Below are 18,680 nucleotides of genomic sequence, written 5' to 3'. Positions count from 1 at the left end.
GCAGCGTTCCACGCTTTTTCTTTTGACCTCAAGACCGCCCAAATGCTTCACCAAATTATATTCCAAAAAAAGAAAGAATGGCTTAAATCCAATGACTGCGGTGTAAAGGATTTAGTACAGTATATCCGAACGAAAGGAGAATTGCGCGACACGCAAACGGAAGCCATTGAAACTTACCTTTTTCTGAAAATTAAAGGCCAAAACAAACCGCTCTGGCAATTGTTTACGGAAGGTTTTTTTAGTGAACCGGTTGATTTGGAGCAACTTCCTCTCAGTACTAAAGTTCGCAATTATCTCAATAGCAATGATATTGCCAAGGCACTCTATTCTTTTTCCATTCAAAAGATTGACAGGAACGGTACGCTGCAACTGCCCGAAGTCAAAAAGGCCATCGAATTGCACCCGGAGGACATAGACTATGCCCAAGTCATCAAAGATTTTTTCTACGGAGTTGATTACACCGACTATTTGTTTAGCCTTCCGATGGGCGCAGGTAAAACATTTTTGATGGCAGCGTTTATTTATCTGGACTTGTATTTTGCCCAAAATGAACCTCAAAATCCACACTTTGCTCATAACTTTCTGATTTTGATTCCTTCGGGATTAAAAACTTCTATCATTCCAAGTCTCAAAACAATTGAGCGTTTTGACCCCGCTTGGGTGATTCCCGAACCTGCCGCTTCCAATCTTAAAAGACTCATTCGATTTGAAGTACTCGACCAACCTAAAACCGCCAAAAAGAGCAATAAAGTCCAAAACCCAAATGCTCAAAAGGTAAACCAATACGTAAATACGCCCGATTTGATGGGGTTGATTTTGGTGGTCAATGCCGAAAAAGTAATCCTTGACCGCTTAGAAATCAAAAACCAGTTGGAAGTAATTGAGAGAACCGAAGATGAAAAAGACAAGTCGGCCAATGAGTTACGCAACTTGATTGGTAAAATACCCAATCTTTCGATTCACATTGATGAAGTACATCACGCCGCCAGCGATGATATTAAACTAAGACAGGTCGTAGCGAAGTGGAATCGAAACGGAACTGTTACGTCGGTTCTTGGGTATTCAGGCACTCCTTACCTGCCTACTCCTGAGCGTATTAATGTTGGCGGAGGCTTACAGATTCGTTTTTCGCAAATCACTAATACGGTTTATTATTATCGGTTGGTGACGGCTATTCAACGATTCCTCAAAAAGCCTGATATTAAAATTGGCGGAGGCAGACAACAGCCGTTGCAGATTCTGGACGAGGGAATAAAGATGTTCTATGAGCAGTATGGTCAGAAAGTGTATGCCAACGGTACAACCGCTAAATTGGCTATTTATTGCAGCAGTATTCCGCGCCTTGAAACCGTCATTTATCCTTACTTAGTAGGGACTTTGGGGATACCCCAGAGCGAAATTCTTAAATACCACGGCGGAAACAAAGAATTTAAGATTGAACAGGGGGCCGAGTTAGACTATTTGTCGCTTGATTTACCCATTTCCAAAAAGAAAATTGTACTGCTCGTCCAAATTGGAAAAGAAGGCTGGGATTGCCGCAGTTTGACGGGCGTGATTTTGGCCCAAACGGGTGATTGTCCAAAAAATATGGTGTTGCAAACGGCTTGCCGTTGTTTGCGTCAAGTAGATAAAAATGCCAAGGAAACGGCCTTAATTTGGCTTAATGAGGAAAATGCGGCTACGCTTAATGAGCAATTGCGCGAAGAACAACAAACCAGTATTCAGGAAATCAACAGTTTAGGGAAGCAAAGCATCCAAGCGGTAATGGTCGAACGCAGTTCTCGACTCAACTACCTCAACGTTCCCAAAGTAGATTTTTATCAACTTCAAGTCAAATACAACACCGTCGTTGAAGAAAAAAGCCGAGATGCGAAGAGTTTACTAACGGACATTTATCAAAACTTAGAGAATTGGAGAAGCTCGACTTTTACCGAAACCGCCATTATTCTCGATGATGGCAATACTTCTCATGTCGCAATCCAATCTAAAAATATTTTGACCGAAACGGGGCAGTTCAATGCCCATTTTCAAACGTGGCTATTAGAGATTGTAAAGGGAAGTTGTAACACATTGCAGGTTAATGATTTAATGCCTTTCAAATTTGATTTGCGGAGTATTTTTGAGAAAATAACTTACCTCAAATACGGTGAACGGTTTTTCAATGAACTCTATCCTATCGGAAAAATCAATGCTCAAATTCGATTGGCTTTTGCTCCCAAAAGAACATTACAAACAGACATTGAAACCATAGAAAAAGAGGTAGAGTTGCTTCTGATTGGCAAACTGCGAGCCGTAGAAAAAAACGATAAACTCTACCCTAACGAATCTATTACACAGCAAATCAAAGACTTTGACGAGAAGAATACCGACCCTGTTGAGCATGAACGGCAAGTGGCTGAAATGTACGTGAAATTCAAAGAAATGATGGCGCAAATGGGTAGCCCTGATCTGTTTTCTCCTCAAAATGAATCGCTTCCGTTACCCGTAAAAGTCAAAAACCGTACGTTTCATTACTTACCTTACAATTTTGAACAGAGCGGTTTTGAGAAGTTATTTTTAGAAAAAACGCTGCAAATGAGCAGTTTTCAGGATAAACCCATTGAGATTTACTACAACGGTGAACGGGGGCTTACGCGTTTTGAAATTGAATGTTATGAACAACTACCCGACACTTGGAAGCGCCTCGGTTACTACACGCCCGATTTTCTGATACTGCGTCGAAAATCCGACCAATCCATTGAAAAAGTACTTATCGTCGAAACCAAAGGTGAAGGTTACAAAACGGCATTCGAAGCTAAAAAACGCTTTATGAATAATCATTTTGTGCGCGAAAACAATCAAAAGTTTGGCTATGAACGCTTCGACTTTCTGTATCTGCAAGACGATGACCACCAATACGAAGACAAATTGAATCTAAAACTGAATACATTTTTCCATTGAACCCATGCCGATTAGCTATATTCCTTATTTTCCCAATACGATTGAAGGTCAAGCCATTCTGGATAATTTTACCCGTACGGCTCGCCTGCTGCGCTACCGCGACAACGACCGCGTGATCGACCGTATCAAACGAGGTTTGCCGCTGTACGAAGTAGAAAAGTTAGAAACGGTTGGTACGTCTGACAAAGCTACTAGTGGGGTTCTCCTCCGTGGTGAGTGTCTAAGTGCCTGTGCGTACCTTAAATCGCAAAACACTAAGATAGATTTGGTCTATATTGACCCGCCTTTTGCGTCGGGGGCCGATTATGCCAAAAAAGTCTATCTTCGTCGAAATCCGCACGTGGCCGATATGATTCAAAAAGCTGAAGAAGAACTGGATTTGGACGAACTCCGTGCCTTTGAAGAAAAAATGTACGGTGACATTTGGAACAAAGAAGATTACCTCAATTGGATGTACGAAAATCTCTTGGCGATTAAGTCAGTAATGAGTGAAACGGCTTCAATTTACGTGCATCTGGATTGGCATATTGGGCACTATGTGAAAATTTTGATGGATGAGGTCTTTGGGGAGGATAACTTTGTTAATGAAATCGTTTGGTGCTATTCAAGACCCTCTGTTAGTAATCAAAAACATTTTACTAAACTTCATGATACTTTATTTTGGTACGCAAAAAATAAAGACGAAGGTTATTCTGCCAATATGAATTCAGTAAGAATTGAATACTCTGAAAAAACAAAAGAGAGAAATAAATACGGGTCAGGTGGTAGTAAATATTCTGGTAATAGTACAGAGAGAGTTACACATGATGAAGGGAAAATACCGGAAGATTATTGGTACATTCCCATGGTCGTAGGTAATGCAAATGAAAATGCTGATTATTCAACCCAAAAACCCGAAGCTTTATTAGAACGTATCATCAAAGCAAGTAGTAACGAAGGGATGGTTGTTGCTGATTTTTTCGGAGGTAGTGGTGTTACGGCGGCGGTAGCGCATAAATTAGGGCGCAAATTTATTCATGTAGATGTAGGCATCAACAGCATTCAAACCACGCGTGATAGACTGCTGGCATTGGGCGCAAACTTCGAGGTGTTGGAGGTAAAAGATGGTGTGTCGCTCTACCGTAATCCCCAACAAACGATGGATAAACTCAAAAGCCTTATCACAGGATTGCGCAATGAAGATGCACTTGATAGTTTTTGGGAGGGGGCCATCAGCGATAGCAAATACGGTAAAATGCCCGTTTATGTACCTAACTTACTCGATCACAACAGCAAAGTATTGGATATTCCGTTGATGAATCGTATTCTCAACGAAGCCATGCCCGATTTAGATACCGACATTAAGCGCGTTGTGGTTTATTATGTGGACATTACCGATTCACAGGAAATTGAAAAATTCATTAGAAATCACAACCCGACCACTATTGAGGTAGACCTTCGGGATTTAAAAGAATTGCTTTCGGAAGTGGTCATTGACGATATTGTAAGCTATGAACTGACAGAAACGGGAGAGGGCTTTGAAGTGGAAATAACCCAATTTATCAGCGACCGCCTCTCGCAAAAGATAAGCGAATACAATGAAAAACGTAAATTGGGGAAATCCCAAAAGGACGTTGTAACGGCAATTGACGAAGAGGAAACTACTAAGCCCAAAAGCAAATTTAAACCAATTGAAATCAGCGAAAATGGGCTGGAATTGATTGAGTGGGTAAGTTTAGACTGTACAAATGCAGACGGTGCATGGAAAAGTGACGCAGAAATCAAGATTGACAAATTGGGCTACATGGTACTCAACGGAAAGAAAACGAAAGTACTTTGGGATGCCAAAATTCAAAGTGCTGAAAAGCCTTTGCGTCTCAAAATCAGGAATATTGCGGGTGACGAAAGTGTAGTTTTATTGTGATGTAAAGCAGAAAAACGCCCCCCTAAACCCCCGCAGGCTCAAAATAAACTTTCATTAGTTGATGGGCGGAAAGAATTAAATCTAAAATGGTATAAAACTTGATAATGAATTATAAATCTTCTACACTCTTAATGAGCCTAATCCCTTCTTTTTGGCAAGCTTTTCTGAAATCAGAATCGTAGGAAGCCAAAATAGCAATAGTAGTAAGTTTACAGGTGGATAAGATCAACGCATCATTTGGCAGTAAATTGTGGTTTTTCATCAGGTCAATTGCGTGAATAACAGCAGATTTTGAAATGTTAAGAAAGTTGAAACCGGAAAGTAATTTGGACGTTTGGTGCTTATCAAGAGTTTGGCGAATTTGGCCGCTTTTGGCGACAGACATAGGAGATTTTTCACCCAAAATTCCCAGAAGCCGATAAAGAGATTCGCTTGCTACAATTCCATTGATAAACAACTCATGATTGATTTGAAGCCAGCAGGGTGTCGAAAAGTTCAGGCTGCCTCCCATTTTCAAATTCTATCAATATAGTGCTGTCAATAAAAACCCTCATTGTTCGTAAAACTCTGATTTAGAAGGAATATAAGCCTTATAATCCTTTAACTTGCCCCGAAACTCCGAAAGAATAGACATTCGGTTCTGTTGTTCTGTTTCAGAAACCACATCTGAGTCGGTCAAGCTTACTTGTTGTTTTATCTTAATATGCAGACGTTCTGCGAGTTCTGTAATCAAGCGGGTATCCTGTTCATTTTCTATTTCTAACGTCAGGAAAGTCATTTCTTTAATTTTTTGGTTAAATCAAAATTACAAAAAAGTTGATTCAAAATATAGTTTTACTCCTTATTCCACCATTTCACTCCCAAATACAAAGGATAACTCAGTATCAGAAAGCCGAGGGCATAGACGCTACTGCCGGGGTCTTGGAAACCTGCCCCAATCAAAAACGCTAACGAAGCAATCAACACAATCCACGGAATGAGGGGATAGCCGGGCACTTTCCAAGGGCGTGGAATGTCGGGTTCAGTTTTGCGGAGGTACAACAACGACGCAAAGCCCGAAGTATAGCCAATGACAAAGAAAAACGTGGCGATGTCGGAAAGTTTGCCGCTGGCTTCCTTGCCACTGACGATAAACAAAACGGCCATCGCAACCGACAACGGCATGGCGATGCTGGGCGTACCGCCGGCATTGACGCGGGTGGCTTGCGAGATAAACAGTCCATCGCGGCCCATGGAATAGAGCACGCGGGGGTTAAACATCACCTGTGCGTTGACAATCCCTAGAATGGAAATCATCAGAAAGAACGTTACAATTTTGCCCGATTGCTCGCCAAAAATCAACGTAATGGCATCGGCGGCGGCGAGCTTGGATTGTTGCAATACGGGCATGGGCAAAATGTACAGAATGGCGGCGTTGACCAGTAAATAAATGGCCACAATGAGCGCCAGCCCGCCGAGCATGGACTTGGGTAGGTTGCGTGATGGGTCGGCATCTTCTTCGGCAAAATAAGCGGCCGTATGCCAGCCGTCGTAGGTATAAAAAATGGCTTGTAGCGCAAAGATAATGGCTCCAATCATAGAACCTTTTTGCACCGCGTCGGCGGTCGTTTCTACTACTTGCGTGGGCGTAACGGCGTCGCCGTAGACAAAACAAATCACGACAAACGCAAAAAGGCCCACGGCTTTGGCCACGCTCATGATTTCTTGGGCGCGGCTGGCGGTGCGTAGGCCAATCCAATGGAGCAGCCCAAGGGCCAACAAAATACCCACTGCCATAAAAGATTCATACCCAGCCGTTTGAGGTAAAAGCAGCGCGATGTATTCGCTCATGGTAAAGGCCCCGAAGGCCGTGGCGGAAGACGTGCCCAGCCAACTGTTGAAGCCTACCACAAAGCCAGCATAGCCGCCAAAGGCCCGTTTTGCATAAACGTACCAAGCGCCTGCTTTGGGAAACGTAACTCCTAACTCAATGGTACACAGTACCCCTAGTAGTGCATAGATGCTCACCAGTACCCACACACCCATGATGAGCCATGGGTCGCCGAGGGCATTGGCGATGGGGCCAGGTTTGCGCAAAATACCCGTGCCGATGGTACCACCGATGGTGACGGCGATGCCAAAACCTACACCGAGGATTTTTAGTAATTGGTTGTTTTTAGGTTGTGGGTCAACAGATTGCATGTAAGTTAGGTTGGTTACAAAACACCTTTGTTAGCAGTGAGGCTGTCAGCAGAGGTGGAGATTGGGCGGCGGTTGCTAAATTGGTAAAAAAAAGCCATTCAGCATAATTTTCGGTATGATTTGACTTGTTAAAAAAACAGTCAGTAGCGGTATTTTGGGCCAAATTTGGTTGTAATTTTTCCTAGTATTTTTCGATTTAAGGGCCTAATTATTGAGAATCGTATGAAAATATGCGCTATTTTTCGTTTTATTTGTCAAAATTGGCTCCCGAGTTGGTAGTTGAGTCTGGCACAGTGTTTTTGTGATTATTCTTGCCAATAAAGAGTTTTGGCTCTTTTCGATGCTTAATTTTTGTTAAACCGTCAAAACCTACGACTAAATGAAAACTCTCTCAACGTTTTTTTATCAATTTTCAAATTGGAAAACCTTGGTGTTGTTGTTGGTATTGTACATTGTATTTCCAGCGTACTTTCTTAAAAATGCCGAAATTCGAATGAATCACCTGTCGGGAAAAACCCTAGGGCCTATTGATTTGACGATTGGATTTACGCCTTCCCGTACCTTGCAAATGGTTGAAGAATATGGGGATGCCGCGCGCGCTTTTTACGCAACGATTGAAATGACCACCGATGTGGTTTACCCCATTGTGTACTCTTGCTTGTTTGCGGTGATTTTGTCTTTGCTGTATTATCGGAAATCCTACGCCCCTTTTGCTTACGTGAACCTGTTCCCGTTTATCTCTTTAGTATTTGATTATTTAGAGAATATTACCATCGTTACGATGCTCAAAAGCTACCCTGAGCAGTCGATGACCGTGGCGAGTTTTTGCGAAATTTTCAAAATGATTAAATGGTTTTCGGTTGTCGTCACGGTGTTGCTGATTATTTATGGATTGTTAAAATCCTTGAAAATGCCCAAAGACCTTAAAGCATAATTACTGCTAAATCTTGTATTGAATCATGACCTCCTCACTTTCGCCCGTTGAAATTTATGAACGTTTGGTAACCGTCATTAAAGGCTATCAGGAAGCCCTTGACCGCTATTCTGACGAACAATTTGCCCATAAATCGGCCGAAGATGTGTGGTCGTTGGGGCAGATGTACGAGCATTTAGTGCTCACCTCTAATTTTTTCTTTTTGGCCAATACCCTGCGCTGTCTTGAGCAGCGCAAAGGTCAATTGGGCGGAGAAAAAAACAAATACGGAGATAATATCTTTAAATACAACAGCTTTCCACCCGTTAAAATCAAAATTCCTGAGGCGCTGAAAGGGCCCGAACCAGTGGCAAAAACGCGTACTGCCTATGGGCCTTTGTTGGAAAAAGTGCTACTCGATGCCCAAAAACTAATCGAAACCGTTGGACGGGATGCGGGAGAATATAAATGTATCCACCCTGTTTTTGGATGGCTCAATGCCCGTGAGTGGTATCATAACATGGAGATGCACTTTAAGCATCACCTGCGACAACAGGCCGAATTGGAGGAAATCTTGAAAGGGTAAGTAAATCGCGTGGACCTTATTTTTTTGCTTCTTTTAAATATTTTACCATCAATTCCCCCGTTTTTTCGGAAGCCCCTTTTTCACCTAAAAGTGCTTTTACGTGTCGATAATCCTGAAGTTGGGCTTCGCGGCGCGCGCCGTTGGGTAGCACCGCCCGCAGTTCTTCCGTCAGATTTTGTGATGTCAAATCGTTCTGAATCAGTTCTTTTACGGCTTCTTTCTCGGCCACAAGATTGACCAATGAAATGTAAGGAACACGAATCAAGTTTTTGGCAATCAAATAACTGAGCGCACCCGTTTTATAGCAAACTACCTGCGGAACTTCAAAAAGAGCTGTTTCGAGGGTAGCCGTACCCGAAGTGACCAGCGCCGCCGTGGCCACCGAAAGCAGATTGTATGCGTCGTCCGTTACGCGTTTAATTCCTTCTTTTTCAAAAGGTTCATAAAGTTCATTCGGTAAATTGCTGACGCCCGCAATCACGTATTGATACTCAGAAAACTGAGGCTTGGTAGAAGTCATGAGCGTCAGCATTTGCTCTACTTCCTGCCGACGACTGCCGGGCAATAGCGCAATGACGGGTTTTTGAGGGTCGAGTTTATTTTCGGCCAAGAAATTTGGATTGGGGGTAAAATCGGCAATGGCATCAAAAAGTGGATTGCCGACGTAGTCTACCTCGTAGTCAAAACGTTTGAAGAAGGCTTTTTCAAACGGAAAAATGACAAACAGTTTGTCAACATTTCGTTTGAGTTTCAAGGCGCGGTTTTGATTCCACGCCCATACTTTGGGGGAAATATAGTAGAATGTCTGGATGCCATTTTCGTGAGCAAAACGCGCCATCCGCATGTTGAAACCTGCGTAATCAATCAATATCAGTACGTCGGGTTGATAGGAGAGGAGGTCGGCTTTGCACGCTTTCAAAAACCCTGAGATGGTACCCAAATTCTTGGCGACTTCCCAAAAACCCATAAACGCCATCTCGGCATAGTGCTTCACCAGCGTTGCGCCAGCGGCCTGCATCATATCACCGCCCCACGCCCTAAACTCTGCTTCGGGGTCGTGTTGTTTGATGGCTTTGATGAGGTTACTGCCGTGTAGGTCGCCCGAGCGTTCGCCCGCAATGAGGTAGTATTTCATGGGCGGGTCAGGAGTTGAGCGCGAAGGGAGTCGACCCGAAGCACGTTGGAGGTATACTGAAGTTTATTTCCTTCTATGGTAGAGTACAAAATGCCGATTTGATAATCGTCTGGTCGAAAGTTCTCGTTGTATAGCGTTACTTTAAAACCGGGTCGATAGAGTTGTCCACCGGACAAAAACTGCTTTTTCCCCGCCTGACTCGGCCACGTGGGCAGCAGGTAAGTGGTATTTTGACGAGATTTTAGAACAACAAAAACCCCATTTCCTTTACCTAATCCCGGTTGAGGACAATCGTTGTTTTCAAGCGTAAATTGCCAAACTGTTTGTGGATGTCCAAAAAAGTCAACGGGCTTTGAAGTGCTGTTCAATGTCAGTTGGAATGGTTGGAGAGAAGTGGTATCCACTGGTTGGGCGAGGGAAGGCTCCGCTGAGGCCAAAGGCGATTCAGCAAAGCGATAGATGCCTTTTTTGTAAGCGGGTTGCGTAAAAAAGTCAGCCAATTCGCTCCGAAAATGCGTAATGAGTTTGTGGTGTTGTCGCCAGTTATAATGGTCGGCCACGAGACTACGTCGACGAACGTCAACGTCGATTTGGTATTGATACACACTCGCCACCGCAAAGGTCAGCCCAAAGGCGGTGGCCACGCCCGAAATCCACGCCCGCGAAACGGGTTTCCAGACCAACAACATCACATAAACGAGCGTCAGCAGGTGCAAAGGATAAAGGCTATAACGACTGGTAAATACAGAATACACATCTCGTCCGCCCCGCGAAACCGCAATAATACCAATGGTTAACACCGAAAATACAAAGATTCCCACCCAAAAATACGGCTTGTTTTTGATGGGTTTTGGGGGCGAAAAAAGGGTGTTGAGCGTCAGCCAAATAACCAGTGAGAGTAAGGTTATCAGTCCAATACCAAACGCTCCCCAGAGCAAAAAGTCTTGATTCGCTCCTTTAAATGCCGCCAACCATCCTCCCGACAGAGCCGCAAAACTAACGATGAGATTTTGAATAAACTCACCCGAAATCGTCACTTTGGTTGCTTGTCCTACGCTGTAATTAAGAAAATACGCCAACAGTGCCGCCACCATGCCGACGCTCCACCACAGACTTTTGGTGCGCTCTTTGGCCAAAAGCAGCATCGTAAGGCCCGCTGGAAAAACCAAGAACCCATTGCCGTTGGTAAACGTGGCGGCAAAAGCCAAAACAAACGCAAAAAGGGTCGGAACCGCCCCAGGATGGTAAGCCAAGAGATAAAAAGTGGCAAAAACCAATAGGTTCAATGTCGTATGCTGCATTCCGTTGATGCCCCATAAGGTTACATCAAAAACAAAAGGAGTAAGATACCAGAGCAATACTGGAATAAAGTACCACGCCACAAACCCTCTTTTTATAAAACTAATCAACCAAAAGCCCAAGATTCCCATTAGGCTGCCATTGACAATCCAGATGAGGGTTCGGTAGTCAATGTATCCTTTAAGGGCATAGACGCAGAGCGCTATCGAACGGGGCACAAGTATCCGGTGGTCGTTTTCTGGCTCCAACAAAAGCTGTATTTTTTGCCAAAGAGAAAATTCATTGGTCAACAGCATATATTTGACCCGGACCAAGTCATAGTCGTCCGTGATAGGAATGTTGACTGCGTAAAGATTTATATAATATAAGTAAACCCCTACAATGACCAAAGCGGCCGTCAGGAACGAAATAGGAAGGATGGACTTGTTCAAAATGGATGGCTTAAATTGGCAAAAAGCGTGATTGACAATACGTTATTCTCCGTAATACTCCACAAAATTTTTGGGAGTTTCAATCAATTTAAGATAATGCAGTTTAGTATTTGGGGCCAGTTCAGCCAACCCTTTTTCCAAAATGTTCCAAATTTCCACGATGAAGTTTTCACAACTTGGAATGATACCTTGCATAAAATCAACGTCTAGGTTAAGATTTCGGTGGTCCACTTTATCAATAACGGCGGTTTTCATCAGATTGCCCAGCAATTTCATGTCTACCACAAAACCAGTGTCGGGATTGATTTTTCCTTTGACGGTCACTAACAGCTCAAAATTATGCCCATGAAAGTTTGGATTGGCACAAATCCCGAATACTTCCGTGTTTTTTTCATCCGACCAACTCGGGTTGTAGACCCGGTGAGCTGCGTTGAAATGTTCTTTACGTGTTACGTACACCATATAAATTTAAGAATATGCAGTAAGCTAAGTAGCCCGCTGCCTTTACTTTTCAGTATTAATTTCCGACAAAATTACGACCAAAAACTCGTTTCCGAAAGTTCTTTATAAAGGAGTTGTTTTTATTTGAAAAATACAATTTATTCCACGAATTTTAACTGTTTTTTTGTTCAAATTATTATCTACCTTTGTAAATATTTTACTAGGTATTTTTACTGTACCAACCATTTGAAACCCACTAGTTAAACGCCTTATCATAAGCTATCAGTATGATTATTGTCACGGGGGCTGCGGGCTTTGTCGGAAGCTGTCTTATCAGTAAGCTCAACGAAGAAAACTTCAATTTTATAATTGCAGTTGATGATTTTTCAAAGATTGAAAAATCGCCCAATTTAGACGGAAAAAAGATTCAGGAACGGGTCGAACGCGAGTCGTTTTTTGAATGGCTAGACCAAAATTACTACGAAGTAGAGTTTATTTTTCACATTGGAGCCCGCACAGATACTACCGAATTTGATTATGCGGTCTTTGACGAACTGAACGTGCGCTATTCGCAGCAAATTTGGCAAAAGTGTATTGATTATCAAATCCCGCTTGTGTATGCTTCTTCGGCGGCTACGTATGGTTTGGGCGAATTGGGCTACGACGATAATGAGCTGTTGATTCCCAAATTGAAGCCGCTCAATCCTTATGGAGAGTCAAAAAATGACTTCGATAATTGGGCATTGCAGCAAGAAAAAAAGCCTTTTTTCTGGGCAGGCTTGAAGTTTTTCAACGTTTACGGGCCCAATGAATACCACAAAGGCCGCATGGCTTCGGTTATTTTTCATGCCTATCACCAAATCAAAGACACCAATCAGATGCGTTTGTTCAAATCTCATCATCCTGATTTTAAGGATGGGGAGCAGATGCGGGATTTTGTGTACGTAAAAGACGTGGTAGAGGTTTGTTCGTTTTTGATGCACCATCGTCGAAACTCCGGTATCTATAATCTGGGAAGCGGAAAAGCGCGAACGTTTGTAGACTTAGCGACCAATACCTTTGAGGCAATGGGCATAGAACCCCAAATTAATTTTGTGGATACCCCCGCCGATATCCGCGACAAATACCAGTATTTTACCCAAGCCAACATGAACAAACTCCGTTCTATTGGCTATACAAAGCCTTTCCACACCCTCGAAGAAGGCGTGAAAGACTACGTTCAGAATTATTTGATGGTTGATAAATACTATTAATGAAGATAATCTACTAAATCTTCGGTTTTATTGATAATAGCGGCGTTGGGGCCCGTTTGAATGTCTTGACCCACTACTTGATAACCCGTCAATAAAATTTGAGTCTCAGGAAACTGACTACATAGCCTGTCAACGTAGGGTTGTACCTCTTCGTTGGCAGGCACTGAAGTAAGTATAGAGAAAATAAAATCGGGCTTGTGTACCTCGTGGGCAAAAACCAATTCATTGAAAGGTAGCGTCTGCCCCAGATAAATCACTTTATGGTTGCGCGAACGAATCACGTAGGTAGCAAAAAGCAGCCCGATTTCGTGCAATTCTCCTTCTGGTAAATACAACAAAAACTTCTTAACGTCTGGCCGGTGTTTAATCACCTGCCCATCAATGGCCACAATTACTTTTTGGCGAATGAGGTTGCTCATGAAGTGTTCTTGGGCAGGCCCGATTGAGCCAGTCATCCAGAGGGTTCCGACACGGCTCAAAAAAGGATAAATAATATTGAGCATTGTATTCTCAAACCCAAATTGCAGAAAATTGGTACTGATGATTTTCTCAAAACGCTCTTCGTCCAAATCAATCATTGAAATGGTAAGGGCGTGAATTTGGTCAGGATAATTTAATTTTTTGTCCGAAATGGCAATGACCTCCTTGGCCATTTCGTCAAGTGGTAATTTCGAAATCTCAGATATTTTGAACCCGTGGTCTTTAAGCAACGAGATATTGAGGACTAATTTAAGGTCGTGGTCGTCGTACATACGGATGTTGGTATCCGTACGTTTGGGCTGGATAATATTATAGCGTTGCTCCCAAATTCGCAATGTATGCGCTTTGATTCCTGAAAGTTGTTCTAAATCTCGGATAGAATAGTTGCTCATCGTCTGCTTTAAAATTTACCAAAGTGATTGATAGCTGCGTCCACAATTGAGCTAAAAAGTAGTTTTAATAATGACTGAAAAGGCGATAGTGGTTGTCAATAATGTCTTTAAAGTACTAAATATTAAGGCCATTTATAGAACTACCTGTGCTTAAAAATGTTTTTAAATAGTTGTTATTCAATAAAATAAGTAACGTTATGGGATAGAAAAAAAGCAAATTGGCAGATTAGCAATAATCCCGCCAATCGGTTTTGTTTGTGAAATGGAAGTTTGTAAAATAACCACAATAGACCAAACGCAACAACATACCAAGCTACATAATTTTGTAGAGGCACAGTATTGTTTGTCCACTGCCAGAAATCCAATCGGATGGCAACGGGTTCAATTAAAATATCCAGCGCCACCACTACCGTTGCCGCAAGGAGTGTTTTGACCAATGGGGTTTGACTCCAAGTATTTGCCACCACTCCCGCGCAATAGATAAGTACAAGCCAATTGGCACCGATTACCAAGGGAATTTCGATAAATTTCCAACCCAAGGTTGCGCCATAATGGTATTGACCGAAAATAAGACCCGTATGCACGCCCAAAGCTTCAATCGTAAATCCAACAAAGTAAGCTACTGCGCAAAAAATAAACATATTTTTGTTCCAGTCGGTATGAAAAAGTAGCAACAGCCCCAATGAACTCAGCAGGTGAAAAGGGACCAGTGCTTTAAAAACCGCTTGCGTTGGCGGACACTGTAATCCGATAAAACCGGCTAAGTGCATGAGTGGCAACACAATAAAAATAACGCGTTGGCCAGCTGGAGAGCGAAGTTGGCTTAAATAAGAATACATACCATTTTGAACCGATAGAAGGGGAAAATGTTTTTAGAAATATACAAAACAAAAAATCCCGGTGCAACGCACCAGGATTTTTTAGAAGGGAGGAAGACGGGACGGTTCGCCGCTGCGACTCGAACCCGTGGCTTTCGCAACCACAATCTGAAAATTTTATTTGGGGAGGAAGACGGGGCTCGAACCCGCGGCCTTCGGAACCACAATCCGACGCTCTAACCAACTGAGCTACAACCTCCGTGTTTTCAGGCTGCAAAGATAGCAAACTCCTTTTAAATAATCCAAGCCTTACCGCGTTTTTTTGTAGATTTGCGAATGAATTATAGTGCGTAAAAAACGTGCTAAATTCCTAATATTCTAATTTACAAATAGATATGTCACTCAAACAACGCATAGACGAAGACATCAAACAAGCCATGCGCGACAAAAATCAGGATACGCTGCGGGCATTAAGGGCTATTAAGTCGTTAATTTTATTGGAAGAAACCAAAGAAGGAGCCAATGGAATCAGCGCCGATGATGAATTGAAGCTGCTGACGAAGGCCGCTAAACAACGCCGCGACTCTGCCGCCATATATGAGCAGCAAAACCGTCCTGATTTGCTTGAAAAAGAAATCGCTGAAATTGCGGTCATTGAAAAATATTTGCCAAAACAACTCACCGACGATGAGGTAAAAGCCAAACTTCAGGAAATTATTGACCGCGTAGGCGCAAAAGCGCCATCTGATATGGGCAAAGTAATGGGCCTCGCTATGAAAGAGCTGGCTGGGCAAACCGACGGAAAGGTAGTGCAGACGTTAGTGAAGAGTTTGTTGGCCTAAGTTTTCGAATGAACACATTAGATTTATTGATTATTATTCCCCTTGCTTGGGGAGCGTTTAATGGCTATCGCAAAGGTCTCCTGATTGAAATTGTGGGAGTGGCTGCCTTTGTGATAGCCATGATTGTAGGCTTTAAGTTTTTGCGCTTCGGAACCGACCTGCTGGCGCCTTATCTTACCGCAGAGTTGGTAAGGCGCTTCCTGCCTTTTGTTGGTTTTTCCGTTATTTTCTTCCCGACCGTTTTTATGGTCAATCGCCTAGGGTATTCGATGCGCTCTATGCTACGTTATACTTTGCTGGGTACCCTCGACAACCTTGCGGGGGCGGCCGTGGGTATCTTTACTTGGGTGTTTGGCATCAGTGTTTTCTTTTGGCTATTGAGCACCGTAGGCATTCAGATACCACCCAAGTACCGCATGGAAAGCTTTCTGTATGATTATACCGTTCCTATTGCGCCCCAAATCATCAGTGTAATCTCAGACTGGATTCCAGTGGGTGGAAATTTGATTCGCGAATGGGGAAGAGGGGATGCTTAACGCGCGTCTACTTTTTCATGATACTCTCGGTCAATACTTCATATAAACCCTGATAAGCGGGGTAGCGCTCAAGGTAGTCCAAATGTCGTTCGATGATTTGATGATCACCACGCCGCGCTGGGCCAGTCTGGACCATGGCGGGATCGGGGGCTTCCAGGGCTTTTCGGACGGTTTCACGAATGAGGGGTTTCAACAAATCGAATTCCAGATGCTCGGCGTCTAGCATTCGTTTTGAAATGGCAAAAAGATGGTTGGTGAAGTTGCAAGCAAACACCGCCGCCACGTGCATAATGGCCCTTTCTTCGGAGCTCATGATATACACCACGTTGCTGAGGTCTTGCGCCAATTTAATGAGGATGGATTCAGTAGCAGGCTCAGTGGCTTCAACGCAAAGCGGTACTTCCGTAAACTGAATAGGTACTTCTCTGCTGAAGGTCTGAAGCGGATAAAAAACTCCCGTATGGGCAGGAACATCGCTATAAATACCAACCAAACGTTCAAGTTCTTCCAAGGTTTTGGTACCTGAGGTGTGCACAAGGATGCACTCTTCTGGCAACACCAGACGCTGCATGACCTCGTCGAGTGCGTCGTCGGCCACGGCCAAAATGATGAGCTCGGCGGCACTTTCGGCAAAGTCCAAATCAGGGGCTACCGTCGTGTCATACAATTTATTGACCAGACGGCGGGCGTTGCGGGTATCGCGACTGAAAACCTCTACAATATGGTGGCCGGCATGTTCAAGCGCCTGTGCTAAATGCCAGGCTACGTTGCCAGCCCCGACAAATGAAATTCGCATAGTAAGTTACAGGAAAACAGAGTGACCGTCAAAGATAAAAAAATTACCCGTCGGCTACGTAGCCAGACGGGTCTTTGGGTTGATTAGGCAGGAAATACGTACTTAGATTTGTTTTTTGCCAAACTGATACAAAATTTTAAATCGTACCCCAAGGTTACGGTTATCGGTAAGATAGGCAGGTTTTTGGAGGTAAGGAGCCGCGTAGGCTTCCACCTGAAAAGCCAAGCTCCGCCACTGTTTTTCAACTCCCGTGGCAATCATGATGTCATTGGAAACCGCTGGTTTGATACTGAAATTACCTTCCTTTTCCTTAAATTCATCGTTGCGTTCTTTATAAGAAAAACGATAGCGCTGCTGAGCCGATAGATTGAGGTTGGTGCCTCCAGAGAAAAGAAGCGTAAAGCCATCCTTGATTGGCCAACGGTACGTAAGGCTGATGGGAAGGCGTACAAGGGTGACGTCGGTCTTGATGTCAAACACTTGCGGAGGCATCAAAGGGGGACGTACATCGTCGGCTTTGTGCCACGTTTGGAACGGACGTCCTGTTTTTGCCTTAAAAATATCTTCCGTAAAATACTGCGGACCTGTGATTTTTGCCTTGGCAAGACCCACGTCAAGGCTCCAGTATTTACCCAATAAAACACTCGTCATGAGGCCGTATCCCGTGTATTTATCGCCGATATTTAAACCTCCTCCCACGCGGAAGCGGACATTCCGTAACGAAATGGACGGTGGAGGGGGCGTGGTCTTTGCCTCATTTGTGTTTGTACTATTAGCCGATTTGCTCTGTAATGCCGCATAAGCGTAGCGTTTTACGTGAATTTCGGCGGGTTGTACTCCGTCCAATTCTTCGGCTTGATTTGGCTCCAATGGTGACAGCTCAATTTGGCTGGTCACTGCGTTGTTGGCGGTCTCAACAGGCGTTGTTGGTTCAGTAGCCTCATTGATGATGCCTGATTGTTGCAGTTTTGGGGCGTTTTTTGAGTTGTTCACGCTGCCCGACTGCGCCACCGTTGTTTGTGATTTCAACGTTCGTGGAGAGCTGCCTACGGTTTCTTTCGAAAATGTGCTGTTTGTATTTTTCACTTTGAGCGCATTTCTCACGGGTTTGGCAGGTGTTTCATTTTCCAGCGTTGAAGTTGATTCTTTGGTTTCCGTTGCAGCTGGGTCAGCATTTGTCGGCCGCTCAAAGGCTTCGCTGATGCGTTCATTAGGATTTTGCCGAATAATTTTGCCGACATTTTTTAGTCCTCCAGCGATGGGCGCGGCATCCTCAGGAGCTATGCCATCGTTCGACAGTTCATTTTCATTCGATTGAGGTAAAGTTTGGGCATAGGCGTCAGGTTGAGGTTGGTTAGATTCGACAGAAATGTATTTGGTAATATATACCGTATCGACCCGCGTCGAAGTTCGCACGGGGGCATCTTGTTTTTGACCGAGCTGCGTTTTTAATTTGGCAACCTGTTGGTCTAACTGCCGATTTTGTCGGTATTGGTACACATTCGCGAATACCATCACTGCCGCCGCCACGCTGGCCGCCGTGTAGAGCATCGAGCGCCCGAATCGCTGTACAAACGAAACGGGTGCATGGGTGTTTTTGAACGCCTTAAATTTCGCCCAATCTTCATCCTGAAAACTGGGTTGAATCCCTTCTAACTTTCGGCGTATAGCTTCGTCAAATTTCTCGGGTTTCATTGTTTGTTTTGGTGCGCAACCGCGCTTAGTTTTTTGTGT

Annotated in this window: 17 protein-coding genes and 1 tRNA gene; 7 read left to right on the top strand and 11 right to left on the bottom strand. The window is 43.7% G+C overall.

What is annotated here, in order from left to right:
• Positions 1 to 42: 42 nt before the first annotated feature.
• Both NCI00_RS01560 and NCI00_RS01555 read left to right on the top strand, forming a co-directional pair.
• Positions 43 to 2,940 carry a DEAD/DEAH box helicase gene (locus NCI00_RS01560; RefSeq protein ID WP_253524269.1) on the top strand — a complete coding sequence of 966 codons (2,898 nt, stop codon included), beginning with the start codon at positions 43 to 45 and terminating at the stop codon, positions 2,938 to 2,940.
• 4 nt (positions 2,941 to 2,944) lie between these two features.
• Positions 2,945 to 4,843 (top strand): DNA methyltransferase, encoded by a 1,899-nt coding sequence (locus NCI00_RS01555; protein ID WP_253524267.1) that lies wholly within the window; start codon positions 2,945 to 2,947, stop codon positions 4,841 to 4,843.
• 109 nt (positions 4,844 to 4,952) lie between these two features.
• Here the strand turns inward: NCI00_RS01555 and NCI00_RS01550 are convergent, their stop codons facing one another.
• From NCI00_RS01550 to NCI00_RS01540, 3 genes are read right to left on the bottom strand one after another with little or no spacing between them, the layout of a single operon-like run.
• Positions 4,953 to 5,354, bottom strand: a complete 402-nt coding sequence (locus tag NCI00_RS01550; RefSeq protein ID WP_253524265.1) for a PIN domain-containing protein — start codon at positions 5,352 to 5,354, stop codon at positions 4,953 to 4,955.
• A gap of 39 nt (positions 5,355 to 5,393) precedes the next feature.
• The gene (locus NCI00_RS01545; protein ID WP_166561592.1) at positions 5,394 to 5,621 is read right to left on the bottom strand and encodes a hypothetical protein; all 228 of its coding nucleotides are present in this window, start codon (positions 5,619 to 5,621) and stop codon (positions 5,394 to 5,396) included.
• Between the two features lie 56 nt (positions 5,622 to 5,677).
• The gene (locus NCI00_RS01540; protein ID WP_166561593.1) at positions 5,678 to 7,024 is read right to left on the bottom strand and encodes an APC family permease; all 1,347 of its coding nucleotides are present in this window, start codon (positions 7,022 to 7,024) and stop codon (positions 5,678 to 5,680) included.
• Between the two features lie 379 nt (positions 7,025 to 7,403).
• Here NCI00_RS01540 and NCI00_RS01535 point away from each other — a divergent pair, with 379 nt between their 5' ends.
• Together NCI00_RS01535 and NCI00_RS01530 are read left to right on the top strand one after the other, a co-directional pair.
• Entirely contained in the window at positions 7,404 to 7,958 is a 555-nt protein-coding gene (locus tag NCI00_RS01535; RefSeq protein ID WP_253524262.1) for a hypothetical protein, read from the top strand.
• Between the two features lie 25 nt (positions 7,959 to 7,983).
• Positions 7,984 to 8,523: a DinB family protein gene (locus NCI00_RS01530; protein WP_253524260.1), complete on the top strand. Its 540-nt coding sequence runs from the start codon at positions 7,984 to 7,986 to the stop codon at positions 8,521 to 8,523.
• Positions 8,524 to 8,539: 16 nt separating this feature from the next.
• On the opposite strand, the gene lpxB is transcribed toward NCI00_RS01530, so the two are convergent.
• Genes lpxB through NCI00_RS01515 form a run of 3 tightly spaced genes read right to left on the bottom strand, consistent with a single transcriptional unit; the run spans position 8,540 to position 11,850 of the window.
• A complete protein-coding gene (lpxB, locus tag NCI00_RS01525) occupies positions 8,540 to 9,658 on the bottom strand; it encodes a lipid-A-disaccharide synthase (RefSeq protein WP_253524258.1) in 1,119 nt (372 codons plus the stop codon).
• Positions 9,655 to 11,388, bottom strand: coding sequence for a hypothetical protein (locus NCI00_RS01520; protein WP_253524256.1), 1,734 nt, complete (start codon positions 11,386 to 11,388; stop codon positions 9,655 to 9,657). Before NCI00_RS01520 ends, lpxB begins: the two co-directional genes overlap by 4 nt.
• Positions 11,389 to 11,430: 42 nt before the next feature.
• Positions 11,431 to 11,850 carry a 6-pyruvoyl trahydropterin synthase family protein gene (locus NCI00_RS01515; protein WP_253524254.1) on the bottom strand — a complete coding sequence of 140 codons (420 nt, stop codon included), beginning with the start codon at positions 11,848 to 11,850 and terminating at the stop codon, positions 11,431 to 11,433.
• 266 nt (positions 11,851 to 12,116) lie between these two features.
• On the opposite strand from NCI00_RS01515, the gene rfaD reads away from it, so the two are divergent.
• On the top strand, positions 12,117 to 13,082 hold the full coding sequence (gene rfaD / locus NCI00_RS01510) for an ADP-glyceromanno-heptose 6-epimerase (protein ID WP_166561599.1): 966 nt from the start codon (positions 12,117 to 12,119) through the stop codon (positions 13,080 to 13,082).
• On the opposite strand, the gene NCI00_RS01505 is transcribed toward rfaD, so the two are convergent.
• The 3 genes from NCI00_RS01505 to NCI00_RS01495 form a co-directional block, all read right to left on the bottom strand.
• Positions 13,079 to 13,954, bottom strand: coding sequence for a MerR family transcriptional regulator (locus NCI00_RS01505; protein ID WP_166561600.1), 876 nt, complete (start codon positions 13,952 to 13,954; stop codon positions 13,079 to 13,081). The two genes, rfaD and NCI00_RS01505, sit on opposite strands and share 4 nt — an antisense overlap.
• 173 nt (positions 13,955 to 14,127) lie before the next feature.
• Positions 14,128 to 14,793 (bottom strand): carotenoid biosynthesis protein, encoded by a 666-nt coding sequence (locus tag NCI00_RS01500; RefSeq protein WP_253524251.1) that lies wholly within the window; start codon positions 14,791 to 14,793, stop codon positions 14,128 to 14,130.
• Positions 14,794 to 14,954: 161 nt separating this feature from the next.
• Positions 14,955 to 15,031: transfer RNA gene (locus NCI00_RS01495), tRNA-His, on the bottom strand.
• A 136-nt stretch (positions 15,032 to 15,167) separates the two neighbouring features.
• Between NCI00_RS01495 and NCI00_RS01490 the strand changes: the two genes are divergently transcribed.
• Entirely contained in the window at positions 15,168 to 15,614 is a 447-nt protein-coding gene (locus NCI00_RS01490; protein WP_253524249.1) for a GatB/YqeY domain-containing protein, read from the top strand.
• An 8-nt stretch (positions 15,615 to 15,622) separates the two neighbouring features.
• A complete protein-coding gene (locus NCI00_RS01485; RefSeq protein ID WP_253524247.1) occupies positions 15,623 to 16,150 on the top strand; it encodes a CvpA family protein in 528 nt (175 codons plus the stop codon).
• A 7-nt stretch (positions 16,151 to 16,157) separates the two neighbouring features.
• On the opposite strand, the gene NCI00_RS01480 is transcribed toward NCI00_RS01485, so the two are convergent.
• Positions 16,158 to 16,946 (bottom strand): Rossmann-like and DUF2520 domain-containing protein, encoded by a 789-nt coding sequence (locus NCI00_RS01480; protein ID WP_253524245.1) that lies wholly within the window; start codon positions 16,944 to 16,946, stop codon positions 16,158 to 16,160.
• A 102-nt stretch (positions 16,947 to 17,048) separates the two neighbouring features.
• Positions 17,049 to 18,641 (bottom strand): hypothetical protein, encoded by a 1,593-nt coding sequence (locus NCI00_RS01475; protein WP_253524243.1) that lies wholly within the window; start codon positions 18,639 to 18,641, stop codon positions 17,049 to 17,051.
• Positions 18,642 to 18,680 lie beyond the last annotated feature (39 nt).

This window comes from Runella salmonicolor, from assembly GCF_024158025.1.
In the GTDB taxonomy this organism is placed as follows: domain Bacteria; phylum Bacteroidota; class Bacteroidia; order Cytophagales; family Spirosomataceae; genus Runella; species Runella salmonicolor.
Note: the sequence above shows the minus strand (reverse complement) of the source record. Positions and strands in the feature narration are given on the sequence as shown.